The organism is Arthrobacter sp. ov118 (assembly GCF_900116495.1).
Taxonomy (GTDB): Bacteria; Actinomycetota; Actinomycetes; order Actinomycetales; family Micrococcaceae; genus Arthrobacter.
The window spans coordinates 158,596-177,207 of the sequence record NZ_FPAY01000009.1 but is presented as its reverse complement, the minus strand read 5'-3'; the positions used below and the strand labels follow the sequence as shown (position 1 = coordinate 177,207).

Below are 18,612 nucleotides of genomic sequence, written 5' to 3'. Positions count from 1 at the left end.
TCGAATGTAGCCATGAGATGGGACGCACAAGCACTCAAGCGCGGCGCCTCCGCCGGCACGCTGACTGCCGAGACGCTAGGTGCCGAGGAGACGCTGGCTGCGGACACGCTCCCCGCCGGGACGCGGCCCGCTAATTTGCCCGCCGCAGATGCGCTGCTGCCGCTCGCCGGGCTGGTGCGGTCCGTGTCCACGCCCGAGTTTGCCGGGATCACGTTCCATGAGGTCACCGCCAAATCGGTGCTCAACAAAGTGGTCGCCGGTTCCCGGATGCCGTTCGAGTGGACCATCAACCCCTACCGCGGCTGCAGCCATGCCTGCGTCTACTGCTTCGCGCGCAAGAGCCACACGTACCTCGACTTCGACGCCGGGCTGGACTTTGACAGCCAGGTGGTGGTCAAGATCAACGCCGCCGAGGTGTTGCGCAGGGAACTGGCCAAGCCCTCCTGGCGGCACGAGCACGTCGCCCTCGGCACCAACACGGACCCCTACCAGCGGGCCGAGGGCCGCTACCGGCTCATGCCCGGCATCATCGGCGCCCTCGCGGATTCCGGCACTCCCCTGTCCATCCTCACCAAGGGCACACTCCTGGCCCGCGACATCCCGCTCCTGAAGCATGCTGCTGCCCAGGTGCCCGTGGGCGTGGGCATCTCACTGGCCATGACCAACGAGCAGCTGTCCGAAGCCGTGGAACCAGGCACACCGGGTCCGCGGGCACGGCTGAAGCTTATCTCGCGGTTGCGGGAGGCGGGTCTGCCCTGCGGCGTCATGGCCATGCCCATCCTGCCGTGGCTCTCCGACAGCGACGACGCCCTGGACTCCCTCTTCGGGGCGCTGGCTTCGGCCGGCGCCACGGGGGTCACGGCCGGCGCGCTGTACCTGAAGCCAGGAACCCGTGAATGGTTCATGCAGTGGATCGCGCGGGAGCATCCGCAGCTGGCCGGAAAGTACCGTCGCCTGTACGGCAGCGGGTCATATGCATCAAAGGAGTACCGGGCGTGGCTGGCCGGACGCATCCGCTATTTCAAGGACCGGCACGGCTTCTCCGGCTCGCATGGCTTTAGCCACAGGGACCTCACCCTTGATGCCCGGGAAGAGGAAGCCCAGTACCCCGCCGGGAGCATCCCGGACACCGCCGCTCACGCAGCGGTCCGGCGCGCAAGCCACACCGGGCCCGCAAGCCAACATAGTCCGGGGCAACCCACACTTTTCTGAAACGCCCGGCGCAGCCCACACTTTTCTGAAACAGGACTCTTCTGAGCGGGGGCTTTTCCGGGACAGGCGGCGCCACCGGGGCGTACCTCAGCCCTCAGAGGGCCTTGACTGCGCCGAGCACCCTGGCCAGCGAATCCTTGGCGTCGCCGAACAGGAGCGTGGTCTTGGGATCATGCAGGAGCTCGTTCTCGATGCCGGCGAACCCGGGCCGCATGGAACGTTTGAGGAAGACGACTTGCTGGGCCTGCACTACCTCCAGGATCGGCATCCCATAAATCGGCGAGCCGGGCGAAGACTTCGCGGCCGGGTTGACCACGTCGTTGGCGCCTACAACCAGGGCGACGTCCGTGTTGGCAAACTCCGGATTTACTTCCGCCAACTCCCGCAGTGACTCGTACGGCACGTCGGCTTCGGCAAGGAGCACGTTCATGTGGCCCGGCATGCGTCCCGCGACGGGGTGGATGGCAAACACCACGTCCACCCCGCGGTCGGCCAGGGCCGTGGCGAGCTCCGCCACGGCGTGCTGGCCCTGGGCCACGGCCAGCCCGTAGCCGGGAACAATCACCACGCGCTGGGCGTAGCCGAGCTGGACGGCAACGTCTTCCGGCGAGGACGAACGTACGGGCCGGTCACTCACGGCGGTGGAACCGGCCGTCGAGCCGCCCTTGAACGCGCCGAACATGATTCCGGCAACGCTCCGGCCCATGGCGGAGGCCATGACCCTGGTCAGGAGCGTGCCGCTCGCCCCAACGAGCGTTCCGGCGACTAACAACAAGACATTACCCAGGACCACACCGGACGCGGCCACCGCCAGTCCGGTGAAGGCGTTCAGCAGCGAGATCACGATCGGCACATCGGCCCCGCCGACAGGCAACACCAGCAGCAAGCCGGCCGCGAGCCCGAGGCCGAGCAGCGCCAGCGACCAGCCCACAGACCCTGTCAGGACAACCATCACACCTGAGCTGACGGCGCCCAACATGGCCGCCCCCATCACCCAGGGCATCCCGGGAAATAGCAGTGGACGGGTACTGATGAGCTCCTGCAGCTTGCCCACTGTCACCGCGGAGCCGGCGAAGGACACCGCACCCACCAGCATGGTGAAGACCACGGCCAGGCGGACCCAGGGATCCTCGTTATGGTTCAGTTCCAGTAGGGCGACGAGCGCCGCGGCACCGCCTCCGACGCCGTTGAACAGCGCCACGAGTTGGGGCATCTGGGTCATCTGCACCCGCCGAGCCACGGGGACGGCAATGGCACAGCCGAGGGCGACGGCGGCCAGAATGAGCGCAATATTTTCCAACCGCATGGAGAGGAACACGGTTCCCACCGCCACCAGTGCACCGGCCGCACCGATGGCGTTGCCGCGGCGCGCCGTTTTGGGCGAGCTGAGGCCCTTCAACGCCAGAATGAAGCAAACGGCTGCCACCAAATAGAGCAGCGCTGTCCATTCGGCGGACAGGAGGCTCATCGGGCCTCCCCCGTCCGGTCGGCGGCGCGTGCGCCGTCCGAGTCTTCCCCGTCTAGGGGTTCTCTGCCCGAATGTTCTCTGCCCGATTGTTCTCTGCCCGATTGTTCTCTGCCCAAGGCCCCGTCGCCGGAGTGTCTGCCGCCTGGGCCTCGGTGCCCCTTCGCCGGGCCGGCCAGTGCGGGCTTGTGGGCGCGCTTGCGGGCGCTGAACATCTCCAGCATCCGGTCGGTGACCACGAAGCCGCCTACCAGGTTGACGGTCGCCAGAACCACTGCCAGGAGCGCAATGCCGATGACCCAGGGGTCGCTGGCCTGTCCGGCCACGATGATGGCGCCGACGAGGATGATGCCGTGGATCGCATTGGCGCCGGACATGAGCGGCGTGTGCAGCTTGCTGGTGACCTTGGAGACGACTTCGAAGCCGACGAACACCGCAAGCACCACTACTGTCAGCAAGGTGACCGGGCCCATCATGCGTCCTTTCCCAAGGCTGCCGTTCCCAACGCTGCCGCGGTGGGGGCATGCCGCACGACGCCGGCGTGGGTCAGGCACGTTCCGGCGACCACGTCGTCGTCAAAGTCGGGGACAACGGTGCCGCTGGCGGTTATCAGGGCCAGGAAATTGCTGACGTTCCGGGCAAAGAGCCGGGACGCGTCTGTCGGCATGGCGGACGCGGCGTCCTGCAGGCCCACGAGGGTGACCGAGCCGCCGTCGACCGGTACTTGGACGTCTTGGCCGGCGACCACACCCTCCACATTGCCGCCGGACTCCGCGGCGAGGTCGACGACGACTGATCCGGCCCGCATGCCGGTCAGCATGTTCGCGGTCACCAGCAACGGAGCCGGCCGGCCCGGGATGGCCGCCGTGGTGATCAGGATGTCCGCGGCCGCGACGTGCGGAGCCAGGAGATTGCGCTGGCGTTGCGCCCGGTCCTCGCCCAGGTCACGGGCGTAGCCACCGCTACCTTCCGCCGCCGCATCGAGATCCAGGTTGATGAAACTGCCGCCCATCGAGGCGACCTCGTCGGCCGATGCGGCGCGGATGTCGTTGGCCGCAACGCGGGCACCAAGCCGCTTCGCGGTACCGATGGCCTGCAGACCCGCAACGCCGGCCCCGAGGACCAGCACCCTCGCCGGCGGGATGGTGCCCGCGGCGGTCATGTAAAGGGGGAAGAACCGCGGATACCGCATCGCGGCTTCCAGCACGGCCCGGTAGCCCGTGACCAGAGCTTGGGAGCTGAGCGCGTCCATGGACTGTGCACGCGAGATCCGGGGTAGCAGTTCCAGGGCGAAGGAAGTGATCCCCCCGGCAGCCAGCGCCTGGACGGTCGGCAACTCCGACGCCGGCGACGCGAGGCCGACCGTGACGGCACCGGGCTGCAGCCTCGCCGCAGTTTGCGGGCTGAGCGGGCGGACATGCAGCAGCACGTCCAGCCCCGCGATCGGGAGTTCAGAAATGACGGTGGCGCCGGCCTCCTTGTAGGCGCCGTCCACGAACCCTGCCTCGGTCCCGGCGCCGCTCTCCACCAGGAGATTGAGCCCGAGGGCCGTCAGCTGCTGCACCGTCTCCGGTGTGGCCGCGACCCGGCGTTCTCCGGCTCGCGGCTCCCGTCCGACACCGACCTGCACGGGCCACCCCTCTCGATTGCGTTCAGAGTAGGCACATGCCTGACCGTTTGGCGAGAGGCGGGCGGCCAGCGGCCGGCAGGAATGCCGGGATCAGCGGCTCACTTCGGCTCCCACGCCGTCTGGCCGGGCGGCCCGGACGGCAGCCAGGAGCGCTTCTACGATGGGGAAGTCCGCCGGGATCCAGGGCAGGTCCAGGACTTCGTCGGGGCTGCGAAGGTCCAGCCAGCGCAGTTCGTCGTGGTCCTGCAGGGGCCGGGGCTCTCCACCGGCGAGCTCGGCGAACCAGACCCTCATGGCCGCCTTCTCGTTGAGCGGCCAGCCCGTGGCGGCGGCCGCGGGCAGCTCGGACCCGAGCAGCACCCGCACGCCCAGCTCTTCTTGGAGCTCGCGGTGCAGCGCGTCCTGGGCGGCTTCGCCCGGCTCCACTTTTCCGCCCGGGAACTCCCACATTCCGGCGAACTGCGGCGGCGCTGTGCGCCGTGCCGCAAGGAGCATGCCAGGGTCCGCCAAGGAGTCCACTACTGCGCCGCCAACGACGTCGATGAGTCCAGTCACGCACCCAAGTCTAAGCGCGGACCTTCTGGCGTCAGCCGGGAGCGCCGCCGGGAGCGCCGCCGGGAACGGGCGGGAACGGGCGGGACCGGCACCCGCTACCGGACCGGAGGGCCGGCAGACCGGAGGGACGGCACCGGGCGGCAGACCGCAGGACCGGTTAAGGGACAATAGGAAGGTCGCCGCCCGCGCATCTGCGGAATATCCGGCGCCCCCTCCCCGTTCCATATAAAACATATTTATTTGGCCGCCTCCTCCCGGCACTTCCCGGAAACCACCCGAAAGACGAATGACTTCCACCACACAAGCTCCGGTGTCGTCCAAGACCGGCACCCGCCACCTCGCCCTGGCCATCCTTGCCCTGGCGATGGGCGGTTTCGGCATCGGCACCACAGAATTCACCATGATGGGCCTGCTCAAAGAGATCGAACAAGGCCTGAACATCACCACACCGGAGGCTGGCCACCTCATCTCGGCCTACGCCCTCGGCGTCGTTGTCGGGGCGCCCGTACTGGCCGCCGTCGGTGCCAAACTCCCGAGGAAGTATCTTGCCCTGGGGCTCATGCTCTTCTTCAGCATCGCCAACCTCAGTTCCTTCCTGGCCCCGGACTACGGCTCCATGCTGGTCTCCCGGTTCGCCGCGGGACTGCCCCACGGGGCGTTCTTGGGCGTCGCCGCCGTGATTGCCGCTTCCCTCGTGGCGCCGACCAAGCGCGGCTGGGCAATTTCGATGGTCATGGCCGGACTGACGGTGTCCAACGTTGTCGGAGTGCCTTTCGCCACCTGGCTTGGCCAGAGCTACGGGTGGCGGCTCCTGTTCCTGCTGGTCGGCCTGATCGGCGTCGTCACCCTGGTCATGCTGTGGAAGTTCGTACCGTTCCAGAAGCCGCACGCCGATGCCAGCTTCCGCCGCGAGCTCGGCGCGCTCAAGCGGCTCCAGGTGTGGTTCGCCATTTTGGTCGGCATCGTTGGCTTCGGCGGTTTCTTCGCCACCTACACGTACATTTCCCACACCATGACATCTGTGGCGGGCCTCCCGGCGGTCTGGCTGCCGCTGGTCGTGGCCCTGTACGGCGTGGGCATGGTGGTGGGCAATATCATCGGCGGCAGGATCGCCGACAGGTCCGTCATGGGGACGATTTACTGGGTGCTGCCTGCCACGGCCGTCGCCCTCGTGGTCTATGCCGTCGCCGTCCACTGGGCCTGGTCCGCGCTGCTCATGGTCTTCGTGGTGGGGGCGGCGGGGTCCATGCTGGTACCGGCGCTCCAGACCCGGCTTCTGGATGCTTCTCCTGATGCGCCATCGCTGGCGTCCTCGTTGAACCATGCGGCGCTCAACGTCGCCAACGCCCTCGGCGCTTTCCTGGGCGGCCTGGTCATTGCCTGGGGCTGGGGTTACGTCGCGCCCGCGCTCGTGGGTGCCGTCCTTGCCGTTTTGGGCCTCGGCGTGGCCGCGATCAGCGGCGCGGTGGAACGCCGGCGGCCTCTGGTCGCCTGACCACTCTCTCCTCACCGCAGCGGAGGCTCAGCAACCGGGTCCACGCGCATAAGAAACGGCAGCCGGGTCCAGTGGAAAACTGGACCCGGCTGCCGTTCTTTGTGCACTGCCTCTTACTGCTGGGGATCAGGACGAGCTGACCCGCTGCACATCAGGCTCCAGGTAGATGACCCGCGCGATCGGAACGGCCTCGCGGATCCGGATCTCTGCGGCGTCAATCGCCTTCGCAATGTCCTGGCCCGAGTCCGTGCGGCCAATGCCGATCTTCGCCGCCACCAGCAGCTCTTCAGGGCCCAGGTGCATGGTTTTCAGGTGGATGATGTCCGTGCCGTCGGCTTCGATCGCGGCACGGATCTTGGCGACGTCATCGCGGGTGGCGGACTCACCCAGCAGCAGGGACTTGGTCTCCATCGCCAGCACCACGGCGATCGCCACCAGCAACAGGCCGATCATGGCTGTACCGAGTCCATCCCAGATGCCGTTCCCGGTGATGAGCGTCAGCCCCACACCGAAGAGGGCAAACACCAGGCCCACCAGGGCGCCGAAGTCCTCTAGCAGGATCACCGGGAGCTCGGGCTGTTTGGCATTGCGGATGAATTTTACCCAGCTCTGCTTTCCGCGGAGGGGGTTGGATTCAGCGATCGCCGTCCGGAACGAGAACGATTCGGCAATAATCGCGCCGACCAGCACTGCGAGCGGCACCCACCAGAAGTCGCCTTCGATGGCGTGCGGGTGCTGGATCTTTTCCCATGCCTCATACAGGGCAAACAGGCCGCCGACGCTGAAAAGCACAATCGAGACGATGAAGGCATAGATGTAGCGCTCACGGCCATAACCGAAGGGATGTTCCGGGCTGGCTTCCCGCTGGGAGCGCTTGCCGCCCACCAGGAGCAGCAGCTGGTTGCCGGAATCTGCCACCGAGTGGATCGCCTCGGCCAGCATGGATGAGGACAGCGTCAAAAAGTAGGCGAGGAACTTCAAAACGGCGATGGTCAGGTTGGCGGCCAGTGCCGCCACTATCGCCTTGGTACCGCCATTTGCAGCCACGTGCGCTTCTCCTTTTCGGGTTCTTACCCCGGTGTACACCGGACCCCGGAAAACCCGGCGCCCAAGGAATACCGTACCCGTTTCAGGACGGCCGCCGAATCGCCGCAGGGACCGACGCGGCCACGTAACGATTGGGCACTCCCCTGCTGACAAGCAATCCGGCCTATGTTAGCTTGAAGCCATGTTCGGGATTCACAATTTGGATGCCGACGAATATGTAGGAGGAGACATGGGCTTTCTTGGCTGGATCATTCTCGGACTCATAGTAGGTGCAATCGTCAAGGCAGTTATGCCCGGCAGGGTCGGCGGCGGTTGGGTTACCAGCCTCGTTCTCGGCGTCGTCGGAGCCATTGTCGGTGGCTGGATCGGCGATCTTCTGTTCGGCGGCGGCAAAATGGAATTCTGGAACCTCGGTTCCTGGCTCCTGGCCATTGTCGGTGGCCTCGCGGTTGCAGGCATCTACGGCGCCATCACAGGACGCAACAAGACCACCTAATTCTGCACGGCACTGACCGCGCACTTCGCGGCAGTTACAGTACGACGGCGGAGCCCACCTTTAGGCGGGCCCCGCTTTTTTGTGGCCCGGTTCCGGCCGGCGCCGGGCCCTAGGGTGCCTGCTGCGAGCGAGCACTGGCGTAGAGGCACACTGTTGCCGCGGTGCCGAGGTTAAGGCTTTCCGCTTCCCCATAGACCGGCACGGCCACGCGGTGGTCGGCCAGGGCGATTTCATCCTCGGACAGCCCCTGCGCCTCGTTGCCGAAGAGCCACGCTGTGGGCTTCTCCAGGGCGTAGGCCGATTCCGCTGCTGAAGCCCCGAGCCGGCGGGCCGCGTTCTCGTCCTGGAGCCGGTCCAGGTTCAGCTGGCCGTACCCGTCGGCGGCGAGCACACCGATACCCCGCTCCTTGCAACGGGCCACCAGCTCCGCCACATCGGCGCCGAGGACGATCGGCAGGTGGAAGAGGGACCCCGCCGTCGAGCGGACTGCCTTGGGGTTGTAGATGTCAACGCTGGAGCCGGTCAGGACGACGGCGTCAGCACCTGCCGCATCGGCCGCGCGGAGGACGGTGCCGGCGTTGCCGGGGTCCCGGACCTGGCACAGGACGGCGATCAGCTTCGGCGCTGCATCCAGCACTTCCTCGAGGCTGACATCGAGGAACGTGCAGACGGCGATGATTCCCTGCGGGTTGACCGTATCCGCCATGGCGGCGAGTACATCGTCGGTGGCGAGCCGGGCGTTGGTTCCCTCGGCGAGTTTCTCCAGTTCCGGATGCCGGTCCAGGCAGGCCCCGCTGGCGAACACTTCGCGGACGATGCCGGGCTCCCCCGCCGCAATCCGCTTCTGGTGCAGGGCCAGGGCCTCACCCACTGCTTGCGGGCCTTCGGCCAGGAACTGCCCGCGCTTTAAACGGGCCGGGCGCCCGGCAAGCTTTGCCACGTCCCGCACCCGATCGGCTCGGGGATTGGAGAGTGGAAAGTCTTGCGGGCGCCCGGTTTCGTTCATATAAGAACCTTAGTTGCTCTCGCAGCAGGTTCTTGAACGGAGCAGTCCTTGGACGGCTGCAGGAACTACTTTGCGGCCTCGGCGGTTGCCTTCTTGGCCGGAGCCTTCTTGGCAGCCTTCGGAGCGGCAGCGGCCTCGGCCTGGACGGCCGGAGCGGACGTGTCGGCGGGCAGCGCATCCTTGGCGACCTGGACCAGCGCGGCGAAGGCGTTGGCGTCGGAAACGGCGAGCTCGGCCAGCATGCGGCGGTCAACCTCAACCTCAGCGGCCTTCAGGCCCTGGATCAGGCGGTTGTAGGTCAGGCCGTTGGCGCGGGATGCAGCGTTGATGCGCTGGATCCAAAGACGGCGGAAGTCGCCCTTCTTCTTCTTGCGGTCGCCGTAGCTGTACACAAACGAGTGCAGCAGCTGCTCTTTGGCCTTGCGGTACAGGCGTGAACGCTGTCCACGGTAGCCCTTTGCGCGTTCGAGGATAACCCGGCGCTTCTTGTGGGCGTTTACTGCCCTCTTCACACGTGCCACGTGCGTACTCCTTCGAAAATTCTGATCCCAAGCGTCTACTGCCGGAAGTAGTCCGGCTGGCCTGAGAAGCCTTTTTGGTAGTTGACCGCTGCCAGGTGGCGAACAGCCAGGGAACTTGGAACTTAGATGCCGAGCATCTTGCGGATGACCTTGGCGTCGCCCTTGAAGACGATCTTGTCGCCGGCAAGGCGACGGGTCAGCCGCGAGGACTTGTGCTCGAGGTAGTGGCGGCGGTTGGCCTGCTGGCGGCGCAGCTTGCCGCTACCGGTCAGCTTGAAGCGCTTCTTAGCACCGCTGTGGGTCTTCATCTTCGGCATGGGAACCGATCTCCTTACGTATCCGCAGAAAAGTCTGCAGCTCTTTCGTGCAGCCGCCCCTGCGGGCGGCGTGCTGGTTGCTTGCTGCCGGACATTGCTGTCCGGCAGCCGTGAACTAGTTGGTCTTCTTGCTGCCAGGCTTGGCCGCAGCCCGGGGGGCGGCCGGCCGCGCGGCGGGCTTCGGCGCTGAAGGCCTCGGCACCGGCTTCGGAGCAGCGACCGGCTTCGGAGCTGCAGCCGGAGCGGCCGGAGCGGCCTTTTCCTCAGGCGCCTTTTCCTCGGATGCCTTGGCTGCAGGCGCCGGGGCTGCCTTCGGAGCCGCGGGAGCCTTCGCTGCAGCGGGCTTCTCCGCCGCCTTCGGAGCCGCGGGAGCCTTCGCTTCTGCCGGCTTCTCGGCCGCCTTGGGAGCAGCTTCCTTCGGTGCTTCCTGGGCCGGAGCCTCGGCAGCCTTGGCCTCTTCGACCGGGGCCTGCGCGGCCGCGGTCTCTTCGACCTTGGCCTCTTCGACCTTGACCTCTTCGACCTTGACCTCTTCGGCCTGGGTCTCTTCGGCCGCGGGCGCCTCGGCGGCGGGGGCTTCCGTCGCCGGAGCCTCCGTTGCAGCGGCAAAGCCTTCCGGCAGGAGATCCGACAGCGTCTGGGTCAGCGGTGCGTTGCCACCTGAGACATCCACACGGCCAGACGCCTTGGCTTCGTTCTCCGCCTTGGCTTCTGCACGCTGCGTTGCGCGGCGCGCCTCCGCCTTGGCTTCAGCCTTGTTCTTCAGCGGGCCCACCACCATGACCATGTTGCGGCCATCGATCCGCGGGCTGGACTCCACAACGCCTACTTCGGCGACGTCCTCGGCGAAGCGCTGCAGCAGACGGATGCCCATTTCGGGGCGCTGCTGCTCACGGCCGCGGAACTGGATCATGGCCTTGACCTTGTCGCCGGCACCGAGGAAGCGGAGCGCGTGGCCGCGCTTCGTCTCGTAGTCGTGGGTGTCGATCTTCAGGCGGAAACGGATTTCCTTCAGGACCGTGTTGGTCTGGTTCTTCCGGGCCTCGCGCGCCTTGACAGCGGCTTCGTACTTGTACTTGCCGAAGTCCATCAGCTTGCACACCGGAGGCTTGGCCTGCGGTGCAACTTCAACGAGATCAAGGTCGGACTCGGCAGCCAAACGCAGGGCATCCTCAATACGGACGATTCCTACCTGTTCGCCTGCAGGGCCGACCAGCCGCACCTCGGGGACGCGGATACGCTCATTGATTCTTGGCTCGCTAATGTTAAAGCTCCTGTGTTCGTGAGGGGTATTCCACCGGCAAAAAGAGAAGGCCCCCAATTGCCGGAGCAATCGAAGGCCTCGAGATCGGAGCTGCCGGCCTCAGGGAGGCGGCATGCACATCCATCGGACCGGAGTCCGAGGTAATGCCCGACCAGGTACCCGGCAACCTTGACTCCTGCGAGGGAGGGGCTTCCCGAAGGAAGTTTCGCGGCTGACGCGGGTGGGAGAGAACTCCGCTTGCAAACTAAAAGCCAATCCTACAGAAAGACACCCGCTCAACGCACGTATGCGTCGCCGGCCGCCCCCTGAGAATAACGACATTCAGTCGGTCTGTGACAAGCTTACCAGCATGAGCACTTCAGACCGTAATTCCCACGTTTTCGAGTCCACGGCCGCCCCGGCCGACGTGTCGGCCCAGATCCGCGACATCTCGGAAGTCCCCGCAATCGAAGTCATCACCACCGCCGCCGTGCACCTGATGAGTGCCGCCGCAGTGAAGCTCGGCCTCGCCGCCGAGGAAAATGCCCAGGAGCTCAAGGACCTGGACGAGGCCCGCAAGCTGATCACCGCCCTTGCCGGCCTGGTGACCGCCGCTGCACCGGAAATCGGCTCACAGCACGCCGGCCCGTTGCGCGATGGACTGCGCTCGCTCCAGTTGGCCTTCCGCGAGGAATCGACTATCCCGGACGCCCCGGGCAAGGGTCCGGGCGAGAAGTACACCGGCCCAGTGAACTAAAGCATCAGTCAACTAAAGCTTTGAGCCAGTAGACGCCGGCGGGCGGACCAGCCAGGTCCGCCCGCCGGCGTCGTTAACGACCGACCGGCGGCGTCCGGCGAACGCTCAGGCCGCAGCCAGGCGGCGGCGCCGCGCCCGCTGCAGGACGAGTCCAACCAGGCAGAGGGCCACACCCGCCAGCCCTACGGAAACGAAGCCTGCCGAGGGGCCGATGACGTCGATGAACAGTCCGGCGAGCGGGGCGCCGAGGGCCACTCCGCCGGTGAGTGAGGATCCGTACCAGCCCATCGCCTCGCCGCGCCGGCTCTCGTCAACCAGCTCTGCCACTTTTTCCGAGGCCGCGGACAGCACCGGTGCACAGAGCAGACCGGGCAACAGCGCGAGCAGGCTGAGGGTCCAGGTGTCGGTGGCGAAGGCCATCGGGATGGTCAGGGCGGACATGCCCAGCAGCAGGAAGATCGGCGAGATCGGCCGGTGCATGGCGCCGTAGAGCAGGCCGCCCACCACCGAGGCTGCGCACCAGAAGAGGAAGACGATCCCGATTTCAGCCTCGTGGCCTCCGCTCTGAAGGGCTGCGACGATCCCGACGTCGGTGCCGCTCAGGACCATGCCGGCGCCGGCCGCGACAGCGAACACGGATGCCACAGCGGCCGTGAACCAGCTGAAGTTGCGGCTCACCCTGTGCCGCAGGCCGGAAACACGCTGCCTCCGTTCCTCTGCAGCGGCTGCCAGCGGCGCCAGCTCGGCCGCGGCTTCCTGCAGGTGGGCCGGTGCGGCGGCGACGACGGCGCCCTCCGCGCATTCGAGCTCTTCGGCCTCGAGCCCGGCATCTGGGGCAGCGCTGCGGGTGGGCGGATTGAACCACATGAGGAAGAGTCCCGAGACGGACGTGGCCACTCCCACGACCGTCAGGCCCAGGACGGACTGCCCGCTGGTCGCCACGACGGCGCCGACCGCGGGGCCGATCATGAAGACCAGTTCGGTGGCGATGGCGTCCAGGGCGAAGGCCGTGCGGCGCTGTTCACCGGGCGCCAGTACGCCCAGCGACTGCCGCACCACGCTGAAGATGGGCAGTGTCAGCAGGCCGCCGACGAAAACCAGGGGCAACAGGACCTCGTAGGAGACGTGCGGGACGACCGACCAGATCACGGTCTCGGAGATGACGGACGGAATAAGCGCCTTGCGCAGCCCCACGGTGTCGACCCGGCGCCCACGCCACGGCGCGCCGACGGCGATGCCGATCGTCATGACGGCGGCTGCTGCGCCGGCGGCGGCGTAGCCCTGGCCGAGGGTCAGGACGATGTGCAGAGTCAGCAGGACGCCGGCCGCCGAGTGCGGTATCCGGGCAATCATCCCGACCAATAGGAGCCGCCTGATGGGGCGGACGGAGAGCAGCTCCCGGTAAAGCGCGAAATTCACGGAGTACATTTCCTTCTGGTACTGCCGACGGCAGCACCGGGGGTCCCCCGTTGGGCCGACAGCTATGGAGCTGCGCGCTGCAGCTTGACCTCGATCGAATCAACCCGCTCGGCAAAGATTTCATTCCGGGCCCAGGCGTTATTGAGACCGGTGACGACGGACTGCACGCCGGCGGCATCGAGTCCGTCTTCAAGGTACAGGACCACGCGAAGTTCCGGACCGACTCCCCCGCCGGGCAGCCGCCCGCCATCGGCCGTCACCGCCGCCACCCCGGGGCCCGGCTGGATGGCGACACGCCGGACCGGCGGGAAGCCTGCCGTGCTCTCCCCGATGGTGCGGGCAACTTCCGGATCGGTATACGACGGCGTCCACGGCTGTTGCCGGGCAAGGGCCCACACCGCCGGGCGGCGCACCACGAACGTCACATCGGAGCCGGGATCCAGGACGAGCAACTCGGCCCCTTCCGCGACAGCGGACAGTGCCGCCCGGGCCGCGTAGACGGCGACCGGCCGGGCTTCCGGATGCCAGGCCTGAAGTGCCGCGACCGAGGTGAAGACCGGCATGGCGGTCCGCCCGTCCGGCGCCTTGAGGGTCACCAGTGCCATGTCGGCTTGTTTGTCGCTGTGCAGTTTGTGGCCGTGCAGTTTGTCGCCGTGCACTCCGGCCACGGCCTCACCTTCTTCGGCGAGCTGGGCGAGGATGGGAACGAAGACGCGGGCTGTGGCAAGCGCGGTCACCACGGCCGCCTCATCGGCAGTGCCCCCGGCGAGGCCGGCAATGGCGCCCAGGTAGCCGGCGTCGGCGGTGCCGTCGTCGTCTTCGAAATTGTGGATCTTCGCGTCGTCGCCGGACAGGCTTCGGCCTGCCCACGGCTGCCCGGCGGAGTCGGCGGCCCCGCCGGCGCCGGCAAGGGCAGCCGCGATGTGTCCGGGCAGGTGCCGGACCGGAGCCGCTTCCGCCCCCGCCTGCACTGCACCTTGGGACCCATGGGGCTGATGAGGGTCCCGGGGGTCGCCCGTCTGCGCCATGGCCACCGCCCCTCTAGCGCCGGCCAGCGACGTCGAGGGCCTCAGGCAGTGTGAAGTTGCCGTTGTAGAGGGCCTTGCCGACGATGGCGCCCTCGACGCCGAGCGGCACCAGGGAACGAAGGACCAACAGGTCCTCGAGGCTGGAAATACCGCCGGAGGCCACCACGGGCTTGCCCGTCTTCTCGACCATCTGCCGCAAAAGTTCGACATTGGGGCCCTGCAGCGTGCCGTCCTTGGTCACATCGGTGACGACATACCGGGCGCAGCCGGCCTCCTCCAGGCGGCCGAGCACGTCCCAGAGGTCCCCGCCTTCCTTGGTCCAGCCCCGGCCGGCGAGCGTGGTGCCGCGGACGTCCAGGCCGACGGCGATCTTGTCGCCAAAGCGCTCGATAGCGCGGGCCGTCCATTCCGGGTTCTCCAGAGCCGCCGTGCCCAGGTTGACGCGGGCGACGCCAAGATCGAGCGCCTTCTCGAGCGATTCGTCGTCGCGCAGGCCGCCGGAGAGCTCCACGTTGATGTCGAGCCGGCCCACGACCTCGCGCAGCAGCTCCGCGTTGGAGCCCCGCCCGAAGGCCGCGTCCAGGTCGACCAGGTGAACCCATTCAGCGCCCTGCTGCTGCCAGTTCAGTGCGGCCTCCAACGGCGTGCCGTAGCTCGTCTCGCTGCCGGCTTCGCCCTGCACCAGGCGGACGGCCTGCCCGTTGACGACGTCGACGGCGGGGAGAAGCTCGAGTACGGGCAGCGGGGATTCGGTGGTCATCGTGGGGTCCTCAGCTTGGGAATGGGTGGTTGGGAAGGCGGCGGGACGGTCAGGACGCCGGCAGGGTCAACAGGTAGGCGGCCAGCAGCGACATGCCGGCCAGGATGTAGAACACGATCTGCACCCAGCGCGGACTTTTCTGCTGCTTGAAGGAGATGGCGCCGCCCACCAGAAGTCCGGCGAGGCCCATGAGCACCAGGGACCACATCTAGGCGGTCTGTTCCGGAGTTGAAGGGTCCGGGGTAGCCGGTCCCGGCGTCGCGGGGTCTGACCCTGCAGAGTTCGGCGTTGCAGGCCGCAGGCTCCCGACCCAGTTGCGCAGCAGTCGGGCACCGGCGTCGCCGGACTTCTCCGGGTGGAACTGCGTGGCGCACAGCGGACCGTTTTCCACCGCCGCGATGAACGGGGCACCGTGGTCGGACCAGGTCACCAGAGGCGCCGCCATCCGGGGCTGGATAACATCGAAGTCCCAGTTCTGCACCCCGTAGGAGTGCACGAAGTAGAACCGCTCGCCCTCGACGCCGGCGAACAGCTTGGACCCAACGGGCACCGCGACGGTGTTCCAGCCCATGTGGGGCACGACGTCGGCGGGCAGCAGCTCCACCTTGCCGGGCCACTCCCCCATGCCTTCGGCCTCGGTGCCGTGTTCGACGCCGGCATCGAACAGCACTTGGAGCCCGACGCAGATGGCCAGCACGGGCCGTCCGCCCGCAACCCGGCGGCCGATCATGCGGATGGCATCCACGGCTTTGAGCTCCCGCATGACGGTCTCGAACGCGCCGACGCCGGGGACAACGAGCCCGTCAGCATTCAGGACATCCTCGGGCTTGGAACTGAGGATGACTTCGGCACCGGCCCGCTCCAGCGCGCGGACCGCAGAGCGGACGTTGCCGGAGCCATAGTCCAGCACCGTCACCGTGGGCTTGCCCTCCGGCGAAGCGGGCTTGGTGCCGGCGGCGGGGTCGATGATGGCCCCGCCCCGGAGGATCGGGCCGCTCACAGGGCACCCTTGGTGGACGGGATGCCTTCGACGCGCGGATCCGGTTCGATGGCGGCGCGCAGGGCACGGGCGAAAGCCTTGAACTGGGCCTCGACGATGTGGTGGGGGTCGCGTCCGGCGGTGACGTTCATGTGCAGGCAGATCCCGGCGTGGAGCGTGATGGCCTCGAAGACGTGACGGGTCAGGGAGCCCGTGAAGTGGCCGCCGATCAGGTGGTATTCCTGTCCTGCCGGCTCTCCTGCGTGGACCAGGTACGGGCGGCCCGAGACGTCGACGACCGCTTGCGCGAGGGCCTCGTCCAGGGGAACTGTCGCCTCGCCAAAGCGGCGGATCCCTGCCTTGTTGCCCAAGGCCGTGCGCAGCACCTCGCCGAACGTGATGGCCACGTCCTCGACCGTGTGGTGGACATCGATGTGGGTGTCGCCGGAGGCCTTGACGGTCATGTCAATCAGGGAGTGCTTGCTCAGGGCCGTCAGCATGTGGTCATAGAAAGGGACCGACGTATTGATCTCGGAGACCCCGGTGCCGTCCAGGTTGATCTCGACCAGGACCGAGGACTCGCTGGTGGTCCGTTCCATGCGGGCGGTCCGGCCCTCGGCGGCGGTGGATCCGGTGTTGCTCATGTAGATGTGTCCTTTGGAAGAAGGCCGGAGGCGGGGCTGGGTGGCAATGCTGCATGCCAGGACTGTGTGGCGGGGCGCGCTTGATCCCCATCAAGTTTAAGCCCGCGGCCGGGCGTGGCTGTTCAGGATGCGTTCAAGGGTTTCAAGGAAGGCTGTGGTTTCCGTCTCGGTGCCCGCGGTCACGCGGAGGTGCCCGGGGATGCCGACGTCGCGGATGAGGACCCCGGCGTCCAGCAGGCGCTGCCAGACCTCGTGGGGGTTCTCGAGCCCGCCGAAGAACACGTAGTTGGAGTCGGAGGCGGCCGGCTTCAGGCCCAGGCGGGTCAGTTCGGACACGATCCGGTCGCGCTGGCGCTTGATGTCGGCGACGTCCGCCATGAGGGCCACCCGGTGGCGCAGGGCAGCCAGGGCCGTGGCCTGGGTAATGGCGGACAGGTGGTACGGGAGGCGGACCAGGCGCAGGGCGTCGGCGACCTCCGGAGCCGCGGCCATGTACCCCAGGCGCGCCCCGGCCAGGGCAAAAGCCTTGCTCATGGTGCGCGAGATGATGAGCCGCTCCCTGCCCGGCAATAGGGCGAGGGCACTGGGCGTACCGTCGTGGGCGAACTCGTGGTACGCCTCGTCGACGATCACGATGGTCTGGCTGGCCTCGCCGGCCTCGTACACTGCCTCGACCACATCGGGTCCCAGTCCGGTGCCGGTGGGGTTGTTCGGGGAACACAGGAAAACGATGTTGGGCTGAAGCTCACGGACCTGGCGGGCTGCCGATTCGGCGCTGAGTCCGTAGTCGTCTGCCCGCGTCCCGACGATGTATTCCGTGTCCGTGCCGGACGCCAGCAGGGGGTACATCGAGTACGTGGGAGGGAAGCTGAGGGCCGTGCGGCCGGGGCCACCGAAAGCCTGGAGAATTTGCTGCAGCACCTCGTTGGAGCCATTCGCGGCCCAGATGTTCTCCGCGCCCAGGCCGTGGCCAAGGTACTCGGCGAGAGCCTCCCGCAGTTCCGTGAACTCCCGGTCCGGATACCGGTTCAGCCCGGCGGCGGCGGCGCTGACAGCCTCGGTGATGGCCGCGCGGACATCATCCGGGACGCCATGGGTGTTCTCGTTGACGTTGAGCAGGATGGGGACGTCGAGTTGGGGCGCGCCGTAAGGACGCAGGCCCCGCAAATTGGTTCGGAGGGGCAGTCGGTTGAGGCGCTCAAGCTGGTCAGTCACCATACCAGTTTAAGTGGAACAGGCACGGGCGCTGAAACTGTGACAACTAGGCGGTGCTTTGGGGTGACTAATTCGACGGGACGAACAGCTGCTGGCCCGGCATCACACGCGCGGCATCGAGGTTGTTCAGCTGCACGATATCGGCCACGACATCGCGGGGATCGCGTTCCGGGGCTACGGATCCTGCGATGGCCCAGAGCGTCTCCCCCGGCTGGACTGTCACGGAGATGGTGGGCGTCACCGACAGCTGGTCGGGGGAATCCGCCGCCTTGGCGGGAGCAAAGAGAAATCCGCTGAGCGACAGGATGAGCGCCGCAAGCAGGATCAGCGGGACGCCGAAAAAGACGAAACGTCCGCGCCGCGTCAGGCGCAGCGGCGCGTGCTTCGATCGGCCCGCCGAGACCGGAATAGTGCGGGCAAAAGTGCCGGGAACCAAAGTCCCGGAAACCAAACTGAGGTGGGACGCGCTTGCTGCTGACATGAACTGAGCCCTCCTGGACCATACGGTGCCGCCCGGCGTGCTCCACTTACCGCCGCCAACCGGCCGAACTTTCGAACATAGAACCGAATGATCCGCTCGGTTCCCGAAACCTGGAATCGAACACATCTTCGAATCTTGCTGGTTCTGTTTTAGCACTTAGTAACGAACGATGTCGAGACTCGCTAGAACAAATGTTTGAAAAAGCTCTGCGGCTGGCCTACTTTTGAGGGGAAGGACAACCACTTGTGAACTCGATCATTGGTAGTTGATCAGCAGGGTCTGACATTCCAGGCCTGGTGTTCCCGGTGACAGTAGCCACGGTGGCCGGGCCGAACGGAAAGG

The 18,612-nt window shown here is 67.0% G+C and carries 21 protein-coding genes; 4 read left to right on the top strand and 17 right to left on the bottom strand.

Annotation, left to right across the window (positions count from 1 at the left end):
• Positions 1-12 precede the first annotated feature (12 nt).
• Positions 13-1,212 (top strand): Rv2578c family radical SAM protein, encoded by a 1,200-nt coding sequence (locus BM372_RS16240; protein WP_090956478.1) that lies wholly within the window; start codon positions 13-15, stop codon positions 1,210-1,212.
• A gap of 94 nt (positions 1,213-1,306) precedes the next feature.
• On the opposite strand, the gene BM372_RS16235 is transcribed toward BM372_RS16240, so the two are convergent.
• From BM372_RS16235 to BM372_RS16220, 4 genes are all read right to left on the bottom strand, one after another.
• The gene (locus BM372_RS16235) at positions 1,307-2,680 is read right to left on the bottom strand and encodes an NAD(P)(+) transhydrogenase (Re/Si-specific) subunit beta (protein ID WP_090956477.1); all 1,374 of its coding nucleotides are present in this window, start codon (positions 2,678-2,680) and stop codon (positions 1,307-1,309) included.
• Complete coding sequence (locus BM372_RS21290; RefSeq protein WP_371261755.1) at positions 2,677-3,153, bottom strand: NAD(P) transhydrogenase subunit alpha part 2; 477 nt, start codon at positions 3,151-3,153, stop codon at positions 2,677-2,679. The genes BM372_RS16235 and BM372_RS21290 overlap by 4 nt, the downstream gene beginning before the upstream one ends.
• Positions 3,150-4,307 carry a Re/Si-specific NAD(P)(+) transhydrogenase subunit alpha gene (locus BM372_RS16225; protein ID WP_090956476.1) on the bottom strand — a complete coding sequence of 386 codons (1,158 nt, stop codon included), beginning with the start codon at positions 4,305-4,307 and terminating at the stop codon, positions 3,150-3,152. Before BM372_RS16225 ends, BM372_RS21290 begins: the two co-directional genes overlap by 4 nt.
• Positions 4,308-4,397: 90 nt before the next feature.
• Positions 4,398-4,862, bottom strand: a complete 465-nt coding sequence (locus tag BM372_RS16220) for a (deoxy)nucleoside triphosphate pyrophosphohydrolase (protein WP_090956475.1) — start codon at positions 4,860-4,862, stop codon at positions 4,398-4,400.
• A gap of 286 nt (positions 4,863-5,148) precedes the next feature.
• Between BM372_RS16220 and BM372_RS16215 the strand changes: the two genes are divergently transcribed.
• Positions 5,149-6,357, top strand: coding sequence for an MFS transporter (locus BM372_RS16215; RefSeq protein ID WP_090956474.1), 1,209 nt, complete (start codon positions 5,149-5,151; stop codon positions 6,355-6,357).
• 126 nt (positions 6,358-6,483) lie between these two features.
• Here the strand turns inward: BM372_RS16215 and BM372_RS16210 are convergent, their stop codons facing one another.
• Entirely contained in the window at positions 6,484-7,404 is a 921-nt protein-coding gene (locus tag BM372_RS16210) for a cation diffusion facilitator family transporter (protein ID WP_090956473.1), read from the bottom strand.
• A 229-nt stretch (positions 7,405-7,633) separates the two neighbouring features.
• Here BM372_RS16210 and BM372_RS16205 point away from each other — a divergent pair, with 229 nt between their 5' ends.
• Positions 7,634-7,900 (top strand): GlsB/YeaQ/YmgE family stress response membrane protein, encoded by a 267-nt coding sequence (locus BM372_RS16205; RefSeq protein WP_090956472.1) that lies wholly within the window; start codon positions 7,634-7,636, stop codon positions 7,898-7,900.
• 109 nt (positions 7,901-8,009) lie between these two features.
• Here BM372_RS16205 and BM372_RS16200 read toward each other — a convergent pair whose 3' ends face one another.
• The 4 genes from BM372_RS16200 to infC form a co-directional block, all read right to left on the bottom strand.
• Positions 8,010-8,906 (bottom strand): TrmH family RNA methyltransferase, encoded by an 897-nt coding sequence (locus tag BM372_RS16200; protein WP_090956471.1) that lies wholly within the window; start codon positions 8,904-8,906, stop codon positions 8,010-8,012.
• A gap of 65 nt (positions 8,907-8,971) precedes the next feature.
• On the bottom strand, positions 8,972-9,427 hold the full coding sequence (gene rplT / locus BM372_RS16195) for a 50S ribosomal protein L20 (RefSeq protein ID WP_090956470.1): 456 nt from the start codon (positions 9,425-9,427) through the stop codon (positions 8,972-8,974).
• Between the two features lie 122 nt (positions 9,428-9,549).
• On the bottom strand, positions 9,550-9,744 hold the full coding sequence (gene rpmI, locus BM372_RS16190; protein ID WP_009358635.1) for a 50S ribosomal protein L35: 195 nt from the start codon (positions 9,742-9,744) through the stop codon (positions 9,550-9,552).
• Positions 9,745-9,859: 115 nt separating this feature from the next.
• The gene (gene infC, locus BM372_RS16185) at positions 9,860-11,065 is read right to left on the bottom strand and encodes a translation initiation factor IF-3 (RefSeq protein WP_256214350.1); all 1,206 of its coding nucleotides are present in this window, start codon (positions 11,063-11,065) and stop codon (positions 9,860-9,862) included.
• A gap of 292 nt (positions 11,066-11,357) precedes the next feature.
• Between infC and BM372_RS16180 the strand changes: the two genes are divergently transcribed.
• The gene (locus BM372_RS16180; protein WP_090956468.1) at positions 11,358-11,744 is read left to right on the top strand and encodes a DUF1844 domain-containing protein; all 387 of its coding nucleotides are present in this window, start codon (positions 11,358-11,360) and stop codon (positions 11,742-11,744) included.
• 105 nt (positions 11,745-11,849) lie between these two features.
• Here BM372_RS16180 and BM372_RS16175 read toward each other — a convergent pair whose 3' ends face one another.
• The 8 genes from BM372_RS16175 to BM372_RS16145 all read right to left on the bottom strand — a co-directional run bounded on the left by BM372_RS16175 (position 11,850) and on the right by BM372_RS16145 (position 18,270).
• Positions 11,850-13,163, bottom strand: coding sequence for an MFS transporter (locus BM372_RS16175; RefSeq protein WP_090956518.1), 1,314 nt, complete (start codon positions 13,161-13,163; stop codon positions 11,850-11,852).
• Positions 13,164-13,225: 62 nt separating this feature from the next.
• Positions 13,226-14,191 (bottom strand): SseB family protein, encoded by a 966-nt coding sequence (locus BM372_RS16170; RefSeq protein ID WP_090956517.1) that lies wholly within the window; start codon positions 14,189-14,191, stop codon positions 13,226-13,228.
• Positions 14,192-14,204: 13 nt separating this feature from the next.
• Positions 14,205-14,951: a bifunctional 1-(5-phosphoribosyl)-5-((5-phosphoribosylamino)methylideneamino)imidazole-4-carboxamide isomerase/phosphoribosylanthranilate isomerase PriA gene (gene priA, locus BM372_RS16165; protein ID WP_090956467.1), complete on the bottom strand. Its 747-nt coding sequence runs from the start codon at positions 14,949-14,951 to the stop codon at positions 14,205-14,207.
• Positions 14,952-15,000: 49 nt separating this feature from the next.
• The gene (locus BM372_RS20740) at positions 15,001-15,159 is read right to left on the bottom strand and encodes a hypothetical protein (RefSeq protein ID WP_177236041.1); all 159 of its coding nucleotides are present in this window, start codon (positions 15,157-15,159) and stop codon (positions 15,001-15,003) included.
• Entirely contained in the window at positions 15,160-15,951 is a 792-nt protein-coding gene (gene hisH, locus BM372_RS16160) for an imidazole glycerol phosphate synthase subunit HisH (protein ID WP_090956466.1), read from the bottom strand.
• Positions 15,948-16,574 carry an imidazoleglycerol-phosphate dehydratase HisB gene (gene hisB, locus BM372_RS16155; protein ID WP_090956465.1) on the bottom strand — a complete coding sequence of 209 codons (627 nt, stop codon included), beginning with the start codon at positions 16,572-16,574 and terminating at the stop codon, positions 15,948-15,950. The genes hisH and hisB overlap by 4 nt, the downstream gene beginning before the upstream one ends.
• A gap of 96 nt (positions 16,575-16,670) precedes the next feature.
• Entirely contained in the window at positions 16,671-17,789 is a 1,119-nt protein-coding gene (locus BM372_RS16150) for a histidinol-phosphate transaminase (protein WP_090956516.1), read from the bottom strand.
• A gap of 67 nt (positions 17,790-17,856) precedes the next feature.
• Entirely contained in the window at positions 17,857-18,270 is a 414-nt protein-coding gene (locus BM372_RS16145; protein WP_256214343.1) for a LysM peptidoglycan-binding domain-containing protein, read from the bottom strand.
• Between the last annotated feature and the right edge of the window lie 342 nt (positions 18,271-18,612).